14 protein-coding genes are annotated in these 19,267 nt (G+C 43.8%); all 14 read right to left on the bottom strand.

The window, feature by feature from the left end:
- Positions 1 to 116: 116 nt before the first annotated feature.
- Positions 117 to 1,076, bottom strand: coding sequence for a 16S rRNA (cytosine(1402)-N(4))-methyltransferase RsmH (gene rsmH / locus RTR63_RS04230; RefSeq protein ID WP_312522834.1), 960 nt, complete (start codon positions 1,074 to 1,076; stop codon positions 117 to 119).
- A gap of 256 nt (positions 1,077 to 1,332) precedes the next feature.
- The gene (galE, locus tag RTR63_RS04225) at positions 1,333 to 2,367 is read right to left on the bottom strand and encodes a UDP-glucose 4-epimerase GalE (protein WP_312522831.1); all 1,035 of its coding nucleotides are present in this window, start codon (positions 2,365 to 2,367) and stop codon (positions 1,333 to 1,335) included.
- Between the two features lie 8 nt (positions 2,368 to 2,375).
- A complete protein-coding gene (locus RTR63_RS04220; protein ID WP_312522829.1) occupies positions 2,376 to 3,638 on the bottom strand; it encodes a UDP-glucose 6-dehydrogenase in 1,263 nt (420 codons plus the stop codon).
- A gap of 40 nt (positions 3,639 to 3,678) precedes the next feature.
- The gene (pgi, locus tag RTR63_RS04215) at positions 3,679 to 5,325 is read right to left on the bottom strand and encodes a glucose-6-phosphate isomerase (protein ID WP_312522827.1); all 1,647 of its coding nucleotides are present in this window, start codon (positions 5,323 to 5,325) and stop codon (positions 3,679 to 3,681) included.
- A 17-nt stretch (positions 5,326 to 5,342) separates the two neighbouring features.
- Complete coding sequence (locus RTR63_RS04210) at positions 5,343 to 6,230, bottom strand: UTP--glucose-1-phosphate uridylyltransferase (protein ID WP_312522825.1); 888 nt, start codon at positions 6,228 to 6,230, stop codon at positions 5,343 to 5,345.
- A 213-nt stretch (positions 6,231 to 6,443) separates the two neighbouring features.
- Positions 6,444 to 7,346, bottom strand: a complete 903-nt coding sequence (sucD, locus tag RTR63_RS04205) for a succinate--CoA ligase subunit alpha (RefSeq protein WP_065253792.1) — start codon at positions 7,344 to 7,346, stop codon at positions 6,444 to 6,446.
- Positions 7,347 to 7,433: 87 nt separating this feature from the next.
- Positions 7,434 to 8,609 (bottom strand): ADP-forming succinate--CoA ligase subunit beta, encoded by a 1,176-nt coding sequence (sucC, locus tag RTR63_RS04200; RefSeq protein ID WP_007115062.1) that lies wholly within the window; start codon positions 8,607 to 8,609, stop codon positions 7,434 to 7,436.
- 157 nt (positions 8,610 to 8,766) lie between these two features.
- Positions 8,767 to 10,215 (bottom strand): dihydrolipoyl dehydrogenase, encoded by a 1,449-nt coding sequence (lpdA, locus tag RTR63_RS04195; RefSeq protein ID WP_312522822.1) that lies wholly within the window; start codon positions 10,213 to 10,215, stop codon positions 8,767 to 8,769.
- A gap of 87 nt (positions 10,216 to 10,302) precedes the next feature.
- Complete coding sequence (odhB, locus tag RTR63_RS04190; RefSeq protein ID WP_312522821.1) at positions 10,303 to 11,538, bottom strand: 2-oxoglutarate dehydrogenase complex dihydrolipoyllysine-residue succinyltransferase; 1,236 nt, start codon at positions 11,536 to 11,538, stop codon at positions 10,303 to 10,305.
- 140 nt (positions 11,539 to 11,678) lie between these two features.
- Complete coding sequence (locus RTR63_RS04185; protein ID WP_312522820.1) at positions 11,679 to 14,621, bottom strand: 2-oxoglutarate dehydrogenase E1 component; 2,943 nt, start codon at positions 14,619 to 14,621, stop codon at positions 11,679 to 11,681.
- A gap of 427 nt (positions 14,622 to 15,048) precedes the next feature.
- Positions 15,049 to 15,759, bottom strand: coding sequence for a succinate dehydrogenase iron-sulfur subunit (locus RTR63_RS04180; RefSeq protein ID WP_007115066.1), 711 nt, complete (start codon positions 15,757 to 15,759; stop codon positions 15,049 to 15,051).
- Positions 15,760 to 15,835: 76 nt separating this feature from the next.
- Positions 15,836 to 17,698 carry a succinate dehydrogenase flavoprotein subunit gene (gene sdhA / locus RTR63_RS04175; RefSeq protein WP_312522873.1) on the bottom strand — a complete coding sequence of 621 codons (1,863 nt, stop codon included), beginning with the start codon at positions 17,696 to 17,698 and terminating at the stop codon, positions 15,836 to 15,838.
- 98 nt (positions 17,699 to 17,796) lie between these two features.
- Positions 17,797 to 18,132, bottom strand: a complete 336-nt coding sequence (sdhD, locus tag RTR63_RS04170; RefSeq protein ID WP_036594948.1) for a succinate dehydrogenase, hydrophobic membrane anchor protein — start codon at positions 18,130 to 18,132, stop codon at positions 17,797 to 17,799.
- On the bottom strand, positions 18,132 to 18,521 hold the full coding sequence (gene sdhC, locus RTR63_RS04165; protein ID WP_100274133.1) for a succinate dehydrogenase, cytochrome b556 subunit: 390 nt from the start codon (positions 18,519 to 18,521) through the stop codon (positions 18,132 to 18,134). The genes sdhD and sdhC overlap by 1 nt, the downstream gene beginning before the upstream one ends.
- Between the last annotated feature and the right edge of the window lie 746 nt (positions 18,522 to 19,267).

Below are 19,267 nucleotides of genomic sequence, written 5' to 3'. Positions count from 1 at the left end.
CAAAGAGCAGGGTATCAAGATAAAACAAGTCATTATAACGCAAGCCATCTAAGTTTGGTTAATGCAATCGCTTTTTATTGTTTGTTATAAATATCATGTTACAAAAACGGCTATTTCTACAGTCGGGTTGCTGACCGAAGCCAAGCACTTCTGGCGCGCGGGTTGGTTTTTATTTCACTATCCAACGGGGCGACACGCTCAGGTTTAGATAGCAGTTTTGGGCGTTTGGGTGGCATCGGCAAATTGGCATCTTCAGGATATTGACCTTTACTGTGTTTTTGCAAAAACTGCTTGATGATGCGGTCTTCTAGCGAATGAAAACTAATCACCGCCAAGCGTCCCCCTACGTTGAGCGCCATGAGCGATTGATCCAAAAAGCTGTCAATATCACCGAGTTCATTATTGATAAAAATACGCATGGCTTGAAAACTTTGGGTGGCAGGGTGCTTGCCTTTTTGCCAATTGGGATGCGCCTGTTTGATGGTTTCTGCCAGCGCTAGGGTAGAATCGTAGTGTTCCATTTGTTTGATTGCCCTCGCAATACGGCGGCTGTGTCGTTCTTCGCCGTAGTTATACAGCACATCGGCAAGCACGGTTTCATCCACGCGTTTTAACCATTGGGCGACCGATTCGCCACGAGTGGTATCCATGCGCATATCAACTGCCCCATCGCGCATAAAGCTAAAGCCGCGGCTACCGTCATCCAGCTGCGGCGAGGACACGCCCAAATCTGCCATAATCCCATCGACCTGTTCAATCCCTAATCGCTGCAGATTGTCTTGCAGTTTGGCAAAACTATCATGAATCACTATCACGCGCGCATCACTGGCTGCCAATGCTTGCGCCGTTTGTATGGCTTGGGGGTCTTTATCAAAAACCAGCAGACGACTGTCTTTATCCAAATAAGTTAACAGCAATCGGCTGTGCCCACCGCGCCCAAATGTCGCATCGACAAAGGTGCCCGTTTTTTTGATGATTCCTGTTTCTAGCGCCGCTACAGTTAAATTGAGCACACTTGCTACCGTTTCCTTTAATAAAACGGTTTCATGGATAAATTCAGGTGCGCTAACAGTCATAACAGGCTCAATGGGACAATAAGAAAAAAGAAATTCGCTAAACAATCGCTAGGGTAAAATAAATAAAAATCATAATTTATCTAATCCTCTATTATCGCTGAAGCAAGCCTAGGGTCAAGTAAAATCATAACCTTGACGAGGTTTTTATGATAAAAATGCTCATCTTTGATAAAACCTACCGATAAAAAAGACGGTTATAAAACCGTCGTTAATATTCGTTAATATTCGTTAATATTCAATAATATTAAAGGGGCGCTTAATCGTCATAGCCATTAGGGTTTTGGCTTTGCCAACGCCAAGTGTCGGTACACATACGCTCGATATCAAACTCAGCTTGCCAGCCCAACAGCTTCTTGGCTTTATCACTACTGGCATAACAACTGGCAATGTCGCCAGGTCGTCTTGGTGCTACGCTATAAGGCACGGGTTGACCGGTAGTTTTGATAAAGGCATTGACCAATTCTAAGACAGATGTCCCTTTACCTGTACCTAAGTTAATCGGCTCAAATCCAAGCTGGGTTTGATTTTCCAAATACTGTAAAGCGGCGACATGCCCTTTTGCCAAATCAACCACATGGATGTAATCTCGCACGCCTGTCCCATCCACAGTATCATAATCATTGCCAAACACGCTTAACTGCGGCAGCTTACCCACTGCCACTTGGCTAACATACGGCATCAAATTGTTTGGAATGCCATTTGGATTTTCACCTATGGTTCCGGTATGGTAGGCACCAATGGGATTAAAATAGCGCAGTGAAATTAATTGCCAGTGGTTATCTGATTTTGCCAAGTCTTCGAGCATATATTCAATCATCAGCTTGCTTTGCCCATACGGATTGGTCGCAGAACGGGGTGAGGATTCGACAATCGGCAAGGCTTGTGGGTCGCCATACACGGTTGCGGATGACGAGAAAATCAAGTTTTTTACTTGGGCGTTGGTCATCGCATCGAGTAGATTGAGCGTGCCTGCGACATTGTTTTGATAATACCAAAGTGGCTTGGCAACCGATTCACCGACCGCCTTTAGCCCTGCAAAATGAATCACCGCAGTGAAGTCATGCGCGGCAAAGGTTTTGGCAAGCAGCTGTGTGTCCAAAATATCGCCTTCGATAAATTCAATAGACTGCCCTACAATTTGTTGGACGCGTACCAGCGAAGTCTGGCTACTATTGGATAAATTATCATACACCACAGGGGTGAATCCTGCGGCAATTAGCTCAATTAATGTATGTGAGCCGATATAGCCTGCGCCGCCAGTGACTAAGATTTTTTTGCTTTGATTTATCATTGTTTTGCCTATTTTTTACAGCCTATACCCGTATAAAAACCCACGAGCTGCTGAATTTGTGGTTCGGTTAACGTATTTTTTGCATCAAAAATGGGTAATGCAATGTTATTTAAACGATTGATATCCGGCTTGATTGGTAGCGACCAATTGACAATAAACAACGCTTGCACTTGCGTGAGCGGCGCATAGGCATCATCGGTCAATGAAAACAGCGGCTGATTACCGTATAACTCTAACAATTCTTCTTTGGTATTGTTGGCATACACAATCGTCTTGATATTGTATGACCATAATAATTTAATCAGTGGATGAAACGCTGAATGGGTGGTGCGTCCGGTACCATTACGATAGCCTGAGCCCCAAATCATCACCGTTTTATTTTCGATAAAGCCATCAAAATATTGCCAAAATTCACGGAAAATCAGTTCTTTTTGGTCTTCATTAATGGATTTTACCGCCTCTAACAACGACGTCTCTACTTGATTGTGCTTAAAACCATCAATCAAAAAATCCAATTCTAACGGTAATGACTTGCCACCAAATCCCCAACCTGCTTTGAGATAATCTTTACCAATGCGTTTATCAAGCCCAAGGATTTGCTCGACTTGTTTGATATTGACCTGTTCACTGGCGGCGAGACGTGCCATTTCATTCATGAATGACAAGCGTGTTGCCAGCATTCCCATGATACTACTGCGCGCAAATTCTGCCGTTTTGATATCAGTAATAAAGTGCTTGTCACTTTTTTCAATAAAAAACAGCAAAATGTTGTTGTGCGCGCTACTGCCTTGCGTTTTTTCACCAATCAGTGCCAAATCGGCTTGGAAAAAAGAACTAAAATTCGCCCCATCTTTCATAAAAATAAAGGGAAGATAATACACCCAAGTAGTCGTCAATTTGCGCGCGAATTGCTCAATCTCACCAATGGCTTTGACACCGCTAATGATAATCTGGGTGGTGGGGTTGAAATGAAATGAGCCAAATTGGTCAAGTGCCTGCGCTGACACACCATCAACAAACAACCAAATATCATCTGCGCTGACATACGCTGAAAAATCATGGGTTGGCACAGGCTGGGTAATGATGTTGCCTTGAGATTGGTACAACTGCCACAGCAGCACCATCTGCCGATCAAACTGGTAATCATTCATGACCTGCTGAAGGCTATCGTCATCGGTCAATAGCCTGACTTGGTATTCAAGGGTAGCAAGCAAAATACAAGCATTGATTGATTCATTGGTACTGCCAATTACATATACAGTTTTTGTCATTGTTTTTGTCATCGTTTTCTTCTTTTATCCCTATCTTTCATCAGCTTGCAAAGGTTGTTTTAATGGTATTTAGCAACTGATTGGTTGAGCTATCAAATGGCTGCGCTTGTTGCGGCGATAATTCTTGCGTTGATACCAAGGCATCAAAGACTGCATTAGCCATCACTTTACCCACTTCGACCCCCCACTGGTCAAATGGGTTAATCTGCCAAATGACTGACATAACAAATACTTTGTGCTCATACAGCGCAATCAATGACCCTAACGTTCTTGGGGTCAGCTGTTTGAGTAGAATGGTCGTTGACGGCTGATTGCCGCGATAATGCTTGAATTTATCCATACCATTATTGCTGTCTTTGATGGCGGCATTGCCAAACGCCAGCACTTGGCTTTGCGCTAGACAGTTGGCAAGCGAAAGTCCATGCTGTTCAAGCAAGTTTTTATTGATTGTTTGGGCATCTGCGTAGCGTTTGATGGGGGCAATAAAATCACAACTGACTGCCTGTGTGCCTTGATGCAGCAACTGATAAAACGCATGCTGAGCATTGGAGCCAATATCGCCCCACAAAATCGGACAAGTACTGAAAGTCACTGCCTCACCTTGGCGATTGACAGATTTACCGTTACTCTCCATCTCAAGCTGGGTTAAGTAGTTGGGAAAAAAAGATAACCGACCATCATAAGGTAACACCGTATGGGCGTTAATATGTAAAAACGTACTGTTCCAAACACCGAGTAGCCCTAACAACACAGGCATATTTTGAGAAAAATCGGCGGTGGCAAAATGCCGATCCATCTCATAGGCTCCTGCTAGCAGCTCATAGAAATTGTGCATGCCAATTTTTATGGCAATCGCCAGTCCAATCACCGACCACATGGAGAATCGACCCCCAACCCAATCCCAGAGCATGAGTTGGTTATCGACATGAATCCCCCATTCTGACATCTTATCTGCTTTGGTAGAAATCCCAATGAAATGACGACGCAAAATAGTGGCTTTGTTATCATGACTGGCTAACAACCATGACATCGCCGTCTTAGCATTGGACAGCGTATCAATGGTAGAAAATGATTTCGATGAAATAATAAACAGCGTGGTTTGCGGATTTAATACCTTAAGCAAACTATCGAGCTGGGTGCCATCCATATTGGAGACAAAATGCACATTGATAGGGGTATCTGTCCATTCTTTTAGTGCCGTTGTTGCCATCACTGGCCCTAGATCTGAGCCGCCGACGCCGATATTCACCACATCGGTGATTGCCTGACCAGAATAACCACGCCAGACCCCATTACGAATCCGCTCAACCAACTTTTCCGCTTTTTGTAAGCTGGTATGCACCTGCTCAATGACATTGATACCTTCGACCCAAACTTGCTCGCCTTGGGGCTGTCTTAGTGCGGTATGCAATGCAGGACGATGCTCAGTATCATTCACAATTTCGCCTGTCATCAGCCGATGGATTTCTTGCGCTAACTCACGCTCATTTGCCAGTTTAATTAAATTGCTGAGCACCGCTTCATCAATTTTTTGTTTACTAAAATCCATGATCATGTCGCACGCGGCAACGCGGTACTGTAAGCCGCGATTGGATTGTTGGCTAAACAATTGATTAAGCGTGGGCATACTATCTGCCTGGGTAGACAGTGTTTGCCATGTACGATTCGCACTTGTATCGGTTGACATTTGCCTATGACCCTATATTAATTTGCTGTATGTTGAAACGCTTCAATACCCAATTGGTTGGCAAAGTAACCCACGGCTTGTAAGTAGCTATTCATGTCACCTGCATCAAAGCTATTACCCACCATGCTAACCACGTCTACCCCTTGCGTGCTAATGAGCGCATCAATGGCATCGGTCAGCTGAATTTCCCCACCCACACTTGGCTGCGTGTTGGCTAGATAATCAAAAATAGCATTATTAAATACATAGCGCCCAACGACGGCCAAGTTAGAAGGCGCATCCTCAGCTTTGGGTTTTTCCACAAACCCCGTCACAGCAAACGACTGGTTTTGTTCAGACTTTGCTACCATTTGTGTGCTGGCTAACTTGGCAATGCCATATTTAGAAATATCACTTTCTTTCACTGGATCAACCAATATCTGTGAATGCTGCTGCTTAGAAAACTGCTGTAGCATGTAGGCTAAATTCTGCTGAGTATAGTCAGTGTTATAGGGGTTTAAAATCACATCCGGTAACAGCACAGCAAAGGGTTCATCACCTACAATGGCACGGGCTTGCAAGACGGCATGCCCTAATCCTAACGGTTTGCCTTGGCGCACACTGGTAACTGTGACCCCTGCAGGTAGCCAGTTTAAACTATCGGCTAGCGCCGCTTTGCCTTTACCGCGTAACTGGGTATCAAGCTCGCTATTGATGTCAAAATAGTTTTCAATGGCGGTTTTTTGCGCATGATTGACCAAGACAATATTGGTTAAACCTGCGGCAATCGCTTCTTCAACGACGTATTGAATGGCTGGTTTATTGCCAAGTGGTAGTAACTCTTTTGGCACGGCTTTTGATAGTGGTAACATACGCGTGCCGAACCCTGCCACAGGGATAACAGCGTGAGTGATTTTTGTCGACATAGTGACTCTTAATAAGACAAGTTTTTCAAATAGTTTACATCAAGCTTAACATATTTTTATGGCAAATATTTTATCTGCCCGAATATTTTAAAGGCATTATTAAAATTGATTGAGGGTATTTTACTAACACCAGCGTTTGCTAACACCAGCGGATAATAAAAAAGCAGATAACCCAATGATTATCTGCTCTTGATTAGTCAAAATAGCGGATGATTACCAACCAGTGACTTCTTTTACTTTTTCACCGATTTTTGAAGGGTCACGGGTATAAGCAATACCAGCATCTTCAAAGGCTTTGAATTTTTCTTCCGCTGTACCTTTACCACCTGAGATAATCGCACCGGCATGTCCCATACGTTTACCTTTTGGTGCTGTGACACCTGCGATATAACCAATGACGGGTTTAGTCACGTGGTCTTTAACGTATGCAGCCGCTTCCTCTTCAGCCGTACCACCGATTTCACCGATCAATACAATCGCTTCGGTTTGTGGGTCGTCTTGAAGCAATTTCAATGCATCGATTTGGTTCATACCTGGGATTGGGTCACCACCGATACCGATACAGGTTGATTGACCAAAGCCAAGTTTAGTAGTTTGGGCAACCGCTTCATAAGTCAGTGTACCAGAACGTGAGATGATACCGACTTTACCTTCTTGGTGAATGTGACCTGGCATGATACCGATTTTGCATTTACCTGGGCTGATGACGCCTGGACAGTTTGGACCTACCATACGGATGATTTCTTCGCCGTTGGCTTGTAGGTCAGCGTTGACGTTTTCTAAGTAACGTTTGGCTTTTAGCATATCTAGGGTAGGTACGCCTTCGGTGATGACCACAATCAATTTTACGCCAGAGTTAATCGCTTCAACGATTGAGTCCAATACGAATGGTGCTGGTACAAAGATAACAGAGGCATTAGCACCCGTTGCTGTTACTGCCTCATCCATAGTATCAAATACTGGACGGTCAAGGTGGGTTGTACCGCCTTTACCCGGGGTCACACCGCCAACGATGTTGGTACCATAAGCAATTGATTGCTCTGAGTGTAGAGTACCGTTTTTACCTGTGAAACCTTGCACTAATACTTTAGTGTCTTTTCCAACTAATACGCTCATTGTTTTTCCTTTTACTTTTTATGTTTGATTTAAACGATTAACCAGTAGGGCACATAGCCCTACTCGCTCATACCTATACTTTCTTCATTAGGCATTATTAACCGCATCAACAATTTTTTGACCGGCTTCAGAAAGACCTTCAGCAGGAATTAATTTAAGACCTGAATCACGTAGGATTTGCGCACCTTTTTCAGCGTTATTACCTTCAAGGCGAACAACCACAGGCACGGTGACGTTGACTTCTTTCACCGCTTCGATAATCGCTTCGGCAATCATGTCACAACGTACGATACCACCAAAGATGTTGATGAGTACGCCTTGGACTGATTTGTCTTCAAGAATTAATTTGAATGCTTCAACCACACGTTCTTTGGTCGCACCACCGCCTACGTCTAGGAAGTTAGCGGGTTGACCGCCGTATAGTTTGATGATGTCCATGGTTGCCATCGCAAGACCGGCACCATTCACCATACAGCCGATGTTACCTTCAAGCGCAACATAGTTTAAGTCAAATTCTGAGGCTTTTAATTCACGCTCATTTTCTTGTGATTTATCGCGTTGTTCAGCGACTTTTGGTAGGCGATAAAGCGCATTTGAGTCGATGCCGATTTTGGCGTCCACACAGGCTAATTCGCCAGATTTACGAACCGCTAATGGATTGATTTCAAATAAGGCGAAGTCATTTTCCGTAAAGGCTTTATACGCCCCTGTCATCAATTTGGCAAATTCGTTGATTTGTTTGTCTTTTAGACCCAGTTTGAAAGCGACTTCACGAGCTTGGCTAGGTTGTAAGCCTACCAATGGGTCAACTTCTACTTTCAAGATTTTTTCTGGGGTTTCTTCGGCAACTTTTTCAATTTCAACACCGCCTTCAGTTGACGCCATAAATACCACACGGCGGGCTGAACGGTCTACGACCGCACCTAAATACAATTCAGTTGCGATTGGGTACATGTCTTCGGCGATAAGTACGCTGTTAACAGGTTGACCGTTGGCGTCAGTTTGGTAAGTTACCAAGTTTTTACCAATTAATTCTTCAGCAATTTGTTTGGCTTCTTCACGCGTTTTAGCGATTTTTACGCCGCCCGCTTTACCACGGCCACCGGCATGTACTTGGGCTTTAACAACCACTGCACCGGCGTTGCCTGCCATTTTGTCAAACGCTGCTGCGGCTTCGTCGCCATTTTTAGCGATGATACCTTCTTGTACTGGCAATCCATAGCTTTTTAATAATTCTTTGGCTTGATACTCATGTAAATTCATGAATTTATCCTCTCGGTTTTGGTTTACATTGTTTTAAAATTATTTTTGAATAGTGTGGTCAACAGTGAGCTAGCCTAGTTGATAATGTGGTTAGCTCACTTGCCTTATTCAAACTATTGATGCATAAACTAATTAGCCCAGTTGCTTGTGAACTAGGTTACTTGCGTTTACGTTGAATCGCATGAATCGCACGACCATCCGCTGATAGCACCGCCTCGTGTACTGCTTCAGAAATGGTTGGGTGAGCAAACGTCATCAATTGTAAGTCTTCAATACTGGATACGAATTCCATTGCAATCATGCCTTGATGAACGATATCGCCTGCACCCGCTGACACGACATGCATACCCAGTAAACGGTCAGTTTTGGCATCGGCAACCACTTTAATGAAGCCTTGGCCTTCACCAGCGGCTAACGCACGGCCATTGGCAGCTAAGCTGAATTGACCTGTTTTGACTTCATGACCTTGCTCTTTGGCTTGTTCTTCAGTCAAGCCCACCCATGCAATTTCTGGGTGTGTGTAAATCACGCTAATAATGGTGTCATAATTGACTTGAACTTTTTCACCATGAATACGTTCAACTGCCATCATGCCTTCTTCCATCGCTTTGTGTGCCAACATTGGACCACGCACCAAGTCACCGATTGCATAGACGCCATCAAGGTTGGTTTGACAGAAGTCATTTACCGCTACCAAACCACGTTCAGTGAGCTCTACCCCTGAATTTTCGCCAAGTAGGTTTTCTTTATAAGCACGACGACCCACACAAACGATGAGTTTATCGAAGGTTTCTTGTCCTGCTTGACCTTTGGCGTCGAACGATACAAGTACCTGACCGTTTTCTACTTGAGCCTGAGTGACTTTGGTATCAATACGAATATCCATGCCTTGGGCTTTTAGTAGTTTTGCCGCTTCTTTGCTCACGGCTTTGTCCGCCGCTGCTAAAAATTCTGGCATGGCTTCAAATACTACCACTTCACTACCCAAACGACGCCATACCGAACCCAGTTCAAGACCAATCACACCACCACCAATAACGCCTAGACGCGTAGGCACTTCGGTAAAGTCTAACGCACCGGTTGAATCAACGATATATTCGTTATCAATCGGGGCAACAGGGATATCAATGGGCACAGAACCAGAGGCTAAAATCACATTTTTAGCGGTAATAGTGGTAGGCGCAGAACCATCTAATGGGGTGAATTCCACTTGTTTATCCGCACCTTTACCATCAAGTAATTTACCTGTACCTTGTAGCCAGTCAGCACCGTTACCTTTTAACAATGCAGCCACGCCACCGGTTAATTGCTTAACAATAGCGTCTTTACGACTTAACATTTTGCTGATGTCAATCGCCACCTCACCTGTGGTGATACCGTGGTCGGCTAAGTCATGCTTGGTTGCTTCATAACGATGTGAGCTGTCTAGCAATGCTTTTGAAGGAATACAACCGACGTTCAAACAGGTACCGCCTAACGCTGGCTCGCCCTTATTAATACGTTTTTCGATACAAGCCACGCTCATACCTAATTGGCCTGCACGGATAGCTGCTTCATAGCCACCAGGGCCACCACCGATAATTACCAAATCATAGCTTTCTTTCATAATCTTCACCAAAAATTTGAATTGTTATTGTTAAAGTTGTTAAACAAAAAAGCCTGTATCAACCTCTGCCAATACAGGCTTTCTTTATTATAAATCGAGAAGTAGCATCGCTGGGTTTTCAACCAATTCTTTGATAGTGACCAAGAATTGTACGGCTTCTTTACCGTCGATTAAACGGTGGTCATACGACAATGCCAAGTACATCATAGGTAGAATTACCACTTCGCCATTAACCGCCATTGGGCGTTCTTTGGTAGCATGCATACCCAAAATCGCTGTTTGTGGTGGATTGATGATTGGGGTTGACATCAATGAACCAAATACACCACCGTTGGTAATGGTGAAGGTACCACCCGTCATGTCTTCAATGCCTAATTTGCCTTCACGCGCTTTTGACGCATAGTTACCAATTGCACGTTCGATATCTGCCATACCCATTTGGTCAGTGTCACGTAATACCGGAACCACAAGACCACGGTCGCTCGATACCGCAACACCTACATCATAATAACCATGATAAACGATATCGCTACCATCAATAGAGGCATTTACCGCTGGGAAACGTTTTAACGCTTCCGTGGCAGCTTTTACAAACAATGACATGAAGCCTAGTTTTACACCGTGACGTTTTTCAAAACGCTCTTTGAACTCACCACGTAAGTCCATGATAGGTTTCATGTTCACTTCGTTAAACGTCGTCAACATCGCAGTTTCTTGGGTAGCGGCTAACAGACGCTCAGCAACACGGGCGCGTAAACGTGTCATTGGCACACGTTTGTCTGCACGTTGACCGACGGCATTGGCAACCACTTGACCGTTGTCTGCTTTAATCGCATTGTTGGCTTTTAAGGTTGGGTTTGCCATGTCTTCTTTGGTCACACGGCCGCCACGACCTGAACCTTCAACGTCTGCAGGATTGACGCCTGTGGTATTCGCTGCTTTACGAACTGCTGGGCTTTGGTCTTTATAATCTGCTTCAGAAGTCGCTTGAGCGGTAGGCGCTTGTTGTGCAGCTGCAGGCGCGGCTTCAGCTTGGGCAGTCGGTGCTAGGGTTTCAGCAGGTTGGCTTGCTGGTGCAGCCGCGGTTGCGCCTTCAGTCAGCTCACCGATGACTTCAGCAGAAAGCACTGTGTCATCAACTTGTTTGAGAATTTTGCTAAGCACACCGTCAGCTTGTGCTACCACTTCCATCACAACTTTATCAGTTTCGATTTCACACAATACAGCGTCACGGCTTACTTGGTCGCCTTCATTAAAATTCCAAGCAACAATTGTACCGTCAGCAACGGACTCTGGGAAAACGGGGACTTTAATCTCACTCATGGAAAACTCCTAGTTAATTTCACATTCTTTCATTTTTAATGGGTTAAATTCATTTGTGTCTTAGCACTCGGCACAATTGCCTATACCAAAAACCAAGAAGGATTAGTACACATCTAGTGAGTACTAATCCTTTAAAACGCTTAGTCAGTCGCTTGTTTTTCTGCGATCTCCGCTTTAGCTTCTAGCTTATCTTCGGTTGAATCTTCATTCTTTGGCAAACCCAATGCTTCGTTGATAACTTTTTGTTGTTGGGCAACGTGCATTTGCATCGAACCTGCGGCAGGTGCTGCCGATGAAGGGCGAGCCACTGGCTCAAGCAAGTAGGCTTTAGTCGGACGAGTCGCGGGTTTTGGTGGTGCAATCAAACGGAATAAGTGCGGTGCTAGATAGTACCAAGCACCTTGGTTACGTGGCTCTTCTTGTGTCCAAACAATACCTTCAAGGTTTGGATATTTTGCCACTTCTTCCAAAATACGTGCTTCAGGTAATGGATAAAGCTGCTCGATACGCACAATCGCCACATGGTTAAGACCCAATTCACGACGTTTTTCAAGCAAGTCATAATATACTTTACCGCCACACAACACTAAACGCGTCACTTGGTTATTATCAAGTTGGTCAATCTCTGGAATCACGGTTTGGAACTGACCTTGCGCAAGCTCTTCAAGCGTTGACACTGCCAATTTATGACGTAGCAATGATTTTGGTGACATCACAATCAGCGGTTTACGCGCTGGGCGAACCACTTGACGACGCAGGGCATGGAAAATCTGTGCAGGTGTAGTTGGGGTCATCACTTGCATGTTGTCTTCAGCACATAGCTGTAAGAAACGCTCTAGGCGCGCTGATGAGTGCTCAGGACCTTGACCTTCATAGCCGTGTGGTAATAGCATGGTCAAACCACAAAGACGTTGCCATTTGGTTTCACCTGATGAAATAAATTGGTCAATAACTACTTGTGCGCCATTGGCAAAGTCACCAAACTGCGCTTCCCAAATCACTAGCGCATTGGGTACTGTCGTTGCGTAACCATATTCAAACGCTAATACTGCTTCTTCTGACAACAATGAGTTAAAGGTATCAAAGCGTGCTTGGTTAGGGCTCATGTTGGCAAGCGGTACATACATGCTGCCGTCTTTCATGTTGAACAGTTCTGAATGGCGGTGCGAGAAAGTACCACGACCCACGTCTTCACCCGTAATACGGACAGGGTAGCCTTCTTCTACCAGTGACGCATAAGCCAAGGTTTCTGCCGCGCCCCAGTTCAATGGCTCTTGACCGGTTTGCATGGCTTTGCGCTGTTCTACCACTTTTTGCACTTGGCGTTGTAGCTCATAGCCTTCTGGCATTTGCGCCATTTTTTCACCATAAGCTTTTAATTGATTGATATCAACGCCCGTATCCCAATTGTCTTCAAGCTTATGACCAATATAAGGTGTCCAATCTACATACAGCGTTTTATTTGGCTCACGCACCAGGGCGCTAGCAACATATTCGCCTTTATCGAGCGACTCACGGTAGTCATCTTCAAATGCCACACTTTCAGCTTTGCTAATAACGCCTTCAGCAACCAATTTATTGGCAAATAGCTCACGAGTACTTGGCAGTTTTTTGATGACCGAATACATAAGTGGCTGAGTGGCGGAAGGTTCATCGGCTTCATTGTGACCGTTACGACGGTAACAGTACATATCAATCACGATATCTTTATGGAAAGTTTGGCGATAGTCGTGGGCAAGCTGCGCCATAAATACTACCGCTTCTGGATCGTCACCGTTTACATGAAAAATCGGTGCGTGTACCATTTTAGCAATGTCGGTACAGTATTCAGTTGAACGCGCATCTTCTAAGCGGCTGGTGGTAAAACCGACTTGGTTATTGATAATAATATGCAGCGTACCACCTGTTGAGTAGGCACGGGTTTGTGACATTTGGAAAGTTTCTTGGTTGACACCTTGACCGGCGAACGCAGCATCACCGTGTACCACGATTGGCAAAACGGCATCACCGGTTTTATCTTGACGGCGTACTTGGCGGGCACGCACTGAACCAATCAATACAGGCGATACAATCTCAAGATGCGAGGGGTTAAATGCCAAGGCTAAGTGTGCTTCGCCGCCCGGTGTCATTACGTTAGATGAATAACCATTGTGGTATTTTACGTCACCTGAACCCACGGTCGGTTGTTTTTTACCATCAAACTCATCAAACAAATCTTTAGGGTTTTTACCTAAGATATTTACTAATAAGTTTAAACGTCCACGGTGCGCCATACCGATAACCATTTCTTTGGTACCGTTTTCACCCGCACGCTGAATTATCTCATTGACCATCGGGATAAAGCTTTCACCACCCTCAAGACCAAAACGTTTCACACCGGTATATTTACGCGCTAAGTATTTTTCTAATCCTTCCGCTGCTGTCAAACGCTCAAGGATAGATTTACGTTTTTCATTGTCAAATTTGACATAGCCAAGATTTTGCTCTAGGTATTTTTCAATCCAGCGTTTTTCTTTGGCAGTGGTCACATGGAAATATTCTGCACCAATGCTGCTACAATAAACTCGCTCTAACACTTGGATGATTTCACGCAGTGTGGCTTTGTCTTTACCGATATTTAGGTCACTGACAGGGTATACCGTGTCTAAATCCGCTTCAGAAAGACCATAATACGCCAAAGTCAATTCTTCAACTTCTGGACGTGGCATCAGTCCTAGGGGATCTAGATTAGCAATACGATGACCACGACGGCGGTAACTGGTAATCAGTTTTTGCACGCCCATTTGGTTGTCCGCAAATTCGCGAATTTCAGAAGGGCTGACAGCGCCTGCAGCTGATTGACCAGTAACTTTGTGGGCAGTGGTATTGCGAGCTAATAGCAAAAATTGGTCTTGGATAGTATGGTGAAGGGCGTTTTTATCATCATCTTTGGCAAACTGCGCAAAGTAAGGAATGTATTTTTCATCAACGCTTTGTGGATCTTGAAGATACTGTTCATAGAGTGATTCAAGATAGACTGCGTTATCTGCTGACAGTTCGGTAAACTGAGCAGATGAGACAGAAGTTTGGTTTTGGTTAGCCATGATTCTTTCTACTGTAGTATTTAAAGGTGGAAATAAAAATTTTAGGGAATAGCCTAGCATTTTTATAATTAACAAAAAATTTTGTTAAGGTAATAGTTACCATTCATTTACTAAATATAGCGACTCACGCCGCTTGGCGTGTATATAAATGGCTATCAAATGGCAGTAAAAGAAGAGTAATGTGAAAGTTAGTTTTCTCCTTCCTTAGAAAACCTAAATGAATATTCCCTATAGATACCTATCGTATATTATACAAAATTAATGATAATTTATCTCATTCATTAGGCTGAAAAGGTATAAAAAATATTATGATATTGGGATATGATTTATTACTTTAATTAATAGATAGCCAGTTACTATGAATTTATCACATCCCAATAAAAAAAGCCCTGTCGATGCAGAGCTTTTTTGTCACTAAACTGTGGTACTAACCTGCTTGGTCTAACAGCATATTACGTAAGTGACCAATCGCTTTGGTAGGATTCAAGCCTTTTGGACAAACCGACACACAGTTCATGATGCCACGGCAACGGAACAAGCTAAATGGGTCGTCTAAACGTGCCAAACGCTCCTGTGTGCTAGTATCACGGCTATCTGCCACAAAGCGGTAGCCATTCAACAACGCAGATGGACCTAAGAACTTATCTGGGTTCCACCAAAATGATGGACAGCTGGTTGAGCAACACGCACATAGAATACATTCATATAGACCGTTTAACTTTTCGCGGTCTTCAGGTGATTGTAGACGTTCAGTCGGTGGCGCTGGCTGGTCATTAATCAAGTACGGATGAACTTTTTCATATTGCTCATAAAATTGGTTCATATCTACCACTAAGTCGCGCACGACAGGTAAACCAGGTAGCGGACGTAAAGTAATTTTTTGTGGTAGCGTGTTCATGTTGATAAGACATGATAGACCGTTTTTACCATTGATGTTCATACCGTCAGAGCCACAAATACCTTCACGGCACGAACGGCGGAAACTGATGGTTTCGTCCATTTTTTTCAAACGGACAAGTACGTCTAATAACATACGGTCAGAGTCTAAAAGCTCAATTTGGTATGTCTGCATACGGGGTGCTGCGTCTTTATCTGGATCGTAGCGGAAAATCTCGATGGTGCGAGTACCTCTGCTCATAATGCTAAACTCCACACGTTTATGGTATTGGTTTATAGGGTCTTTACAATAGTTTGCAAAGACCAAAAAATATTAATTAGAATGTACGTACTTTTGGCTCAACATAGTCTACAGTCAGTGGACTCTTACGAACAGGTTTATAGATAACACGGTTACCTTCAGAGAACCAAAGGGTATGTTTCATCCATTCGTGGTCATTACGACCAAGCGGGGCATACGCATCATCTGCCGCACGTTCGTAGTCAACGACGGTGTGCGCGCCACGACATTCTTGACGCAGGGAAGCTGAAATCATTGTCGCTTTGGCAACTTCATAGAGGTTAGCCACTTCAAGCGCTTCAATACGTGCGGTATTAAACACTTGTGATTTATCAGCTAGGTGAAGACTATTGACCTGGCTTTCAAGTGCCAAGATTTTTTGTACGCCTTCATTCATTGACGCTTGGGTACGGAATACACCTGCATGTTGCTGCATGGTACGGCGGATTTCGTCAGCCACATCTTGCGCATTGAGGCCTTGCGTAGATTGCTGTAACACATTCAAACGCGCCAAAGTTTTGTCAAGGACACGCGGTGATAGTGGCTCATAGTCATGACGGTCAGCGGCATGGAACTCATCGATGATATGTTGACCCGCTGCACGACCAAATACTACCAAATCAAGTAGTGAGTTTGTACCTAGACGGTTGGCACCGTGAACCGATACACATGAACATTCGCCGATTGCATATAAGCCTTTCACGATTTTTTGCTCGGCGTATAAACCTTCCGCATTCGTACCTGCCTCAAGATCTGGCATGACAACCTGACCATGGATATTGGTCGGGATACCGCCCATTTGGTAATGGATCGTCGGTACAACTGGAATTGGCTCTTTGGTAATGTCAACGTTTGCGAAGTTTTTACCAATTTCATAAACCGATGGTAAACGCTTCATGATGGTATCCACACCTAAGTGGGTCATATCAAGTACCACGTAATCGCCCTGTGGACCACAACCACGACCTTCTTTGATCTCTTGGTCCATTGAGCGTGATACAAAGTCACGCGGTGCCAAGTCTTTTAGGGTTGGCGCATAACGCTCCATAAAGGCTTCGCCATCTTTATTACGAAGTAACGCACCTTCACCACGACAACCTTCGGTCAATAATACGCCCGCACCTGCGACGCCTGTTGGGTGAAATTGCCAAAATTCCATATCTTGTAGTGGAATACCGGCACGCACTGCCATACCTAGGCCGTCACCGGTGTTAATAAAGGCATTAGTAGACGCAGCGAAAATACGACCTGCACCCCCCGTTGCTAGCACAGTTGTTTTTGCTTGGAATACGGCAACACGACCTGTTTCTTGCTCCAGCGCGATAACACCGTTAATGTCACCTTTGCTATCTTTGACCAAATCTAGCGCAATCCACTCGATAAAAAACTCTGTGCCTTGCTCAAGATTTTTTTGATATAGCGTATGCAACAATGCATGACCCGTACGGTCAGCTGCCGCACACGCACGTTGTACCGCTTTTTCACCGTAGTTGGCAGTATGTCCGCCAAAGGGACGCTGATAAATCGTACCGTCCGCGTTACGGTCAAATGGCATGCCCATATGCTCAAGTTCATATACCACTTTTGGTGCTTCACGACACATATACTCGATGGCGTCTTGGTCACCTAACCAGTCAGAACCTTTGATGGTGTCATAAAAGTGAAAGTGCCAGTTATCATCACTCATGTTACCCAAACTTGCGCCAATACCACCTTGCGCAGCAACCGTGTGAGAACGCGTTGGGAACACTTTGGTTAATACCGCAACATTCATACCGCCACGCGCCAATTGTAGCGACGCACGCATACCAGAGCCACCGCCGCCAACGATAACCGCATCGAAGGTTAAGGTTTGAATATTGCTAATGGTGTTGTCTTGTTTTGTTGCCATTGCTTTAATTTCCTAAATGATGGTTCGATTCTATCCATACACATACTTGAAAAGCCATGGATGTCAAAATCGATAAATACGTTAACAAAATTTATCTAACAGGATGTTTAGAAGAAAATCATCACGCCCCAAAATAAATAAACCAGGACTGCAAGAATCATGGCAGATTGCAGCACAAAACGTAAACCATTTGACTTAACGTAGTCTGTTAATACAGTCCACATCCCTACCCACGCATGACCCACTAATGCTAGTATCATCAATAGCGTAAATAAGCGCATCGGTAGGCTTAGCATAAAGCCTTGCCATAATTCAAACGTTGGTTGGTGGGTTAAGAACCAACCCAACATCACCAATGAATAAACTGCCAATACAACCGCACTAATACGTTGTACCACCCAATCGCGAGAGCCTGAGCCTGTTAAACCTGTTGCACTTTTCATTAGAACATCACCCATACAAATGAACCCACAACCCAAAGCGCTGCAAGCACAAAACCAATGAATGTCGCAGTGCGACCACTGTTTAATTCTTCATTCATGCCCATGTCGGCAAATAAATGTTTGAAGCCCATCACAAAATGGTAGCCTAATGCAGCCACAAAAATCCAAGCCAAAAACTTCACCAATGGGCTCGTAAAAATATCTGCAAAGCCTTCAGCACTGGCAAGCGACGTTTGAAAAATCCATAACATCACAGGAATTAGGAGAAATAGCACCACACCAGAAACACGGTGGGTAATTGAAGCCAAAGCAATTGGGTTTTTTGAATTAACATTAATTACTTGGCTTAAAGGAAGGTCAATCGGTCGGTTGCTTTTCACAGCGGGCATCCTTTATTCGCAGTTATAACTTACCTGTGTTATCGCTATGCCAATATCCAAAATATCAAGCACGAACTTCAAATCACTTGCAGGATTTGATGAATCACATAGCCTGTCAAAAAACAGGTAAATCGAAGATAAGGAATAGCTAGCGTACTTTGGATTATTTAAATAATAGATAGTTATTAGCCGCAAACCTAATCGTATCTCACAATTAAAAACTAATAAATTACCAACTAATAATCGACAAAAAGCCACCCACAATTTACTTTTTAATTTTGTTAAATTACAAAGCTAAAAAGTAAATTATGTTTAGCAAATATTAATAATACAAAGCTAGCCACCAGTAAAATTTTTATAATTATAAGAGTCTTTGATTACAAATACAAACAAAAACAGAAAAAAAACCATCTTTTATCAAACCCCTGTAGCGCACTATTAAAATTCAGAAATAATTTGATAAGATTCAGCGTTTTGCCACCCACTCTTCTAGATAGTTAACCGTATCAAGGGTTGATAGAATGTCAGTAGTATAGAGCATAGTTTTAGCTAACTCCTGTTAATTATAACTAACTGTTTGTACGCGTAAGGCGTAAATTTACTTTCATTTTTGGCAAAAATGCTGTTAATATAGATATGTTTTAGTTTTGGGTTTTCGCTATTTTTTCGCTATTAATAAAGTCGCCCTGCACGTCTCTGTGTGGCTGGGCATTCACCTATCCTTGTCATTGCGCCAATGTATTTGAGCAAGTATA

Origin of the sequence: Moraxella sp. CTOTU47724 (assembly GCF_032014955.1) — a bacterium.
Lineage (GTDB): Bacteria > Pseudomonadota > Gammaproteobacteria > Pseudomonadales > Moraxellaceae > Faucicola > Faucicola tetraodonis.
The sequence above is the reverse complement of the archived record's forward strand: the minus strand, read 5'-3'. Positions and strand labels throughout refer to the sequence as shown.

Coding starts and splice junctions, on each gene's coding strand:
- RTR63_RS04210 (WP_312522825.1), bottom strand. CDS start 6,230: ATGTCGACAAAAATCACTCACGCTGTTATCCCTGTGGCAGGGTTCGGC.
- pgi (WP_312522827.1), bottom strand. CDS start 5,325: ATGTCAACCGATACAAGTGCGAATCGTACATGGCAAACACTGTCTACC.
- sucC (WP_007115062.1), bottom strand. CDS start 8,609: ATGAATTTACATGAGTATCAAGCCAAAGAATTATTAAAAAGCTATGGA.
- odhB (WP_312522821.1), bottom strand. CDS start 11,538: ATGAGTGAGATTAAAGTCCCCGTTTTCCCAGAGTCCGTTGCTGACGGT.
- lpdA (WP_312522822.1), bottom strand. CDS start 10,215: ATGAAAGAAAGCTATGATTTGGTAATTATCGGTGGTGGCCCTGGTGGC.
- RTR63_RS04185 (WP_312522820.1), bottom strand. CDS start 14,621: ATGGCTAACCAAAACCAAACTTCTGTCTCATCTGCTCAGTTTACCGAA.
- sucD (WP_065253792.1), bottom strand. CDS start 7,346: ATGAGCGTATTAGTTGGAAAAGACACTAAAGTATTAGTGCAAGGTTTC.
- galE (WP_312522831.1), bottom strand. CDS start 2,367: ATGATAAATCAAAGCAAAAAAATCTTAGTCACTGGCGGCGCAGGCTAT.
- RTR63_RS04180 (WP_007115066.1), bottom strand. CDS start 15,759: ATGAGCAGAGGTACTCGCACCATCGAGATTTTCCGCTACGATCCAGAT.
- rsmH (WP_312522834.1), bottom strand. CDS start 1,076: ATGACTGTTAGCGCACCTGAATTTATCCATGAAACCGTTTTATTAAAG.
- sdhC (WP_100274133.1), bottom strand. CDS start 18,521: ATGCCCGCTGTGAAAAGCAACCGACCGATTGACCTTCCTTTAAGCCAA.
- RTR63_RS04220 (WP_312522829.1), bottom strand. CDS start 3,638: ATGACAAAAACTGTATATGTAATTGGCAGTACCAATGAATCAATCAAT.
- sdhD (WP_036594948.1), bottom strand. CDS start 18,132: ATGAAAAGTGCAACAGGTTTAACAGGCTCAGGCTCTCGCGATTGGGTG.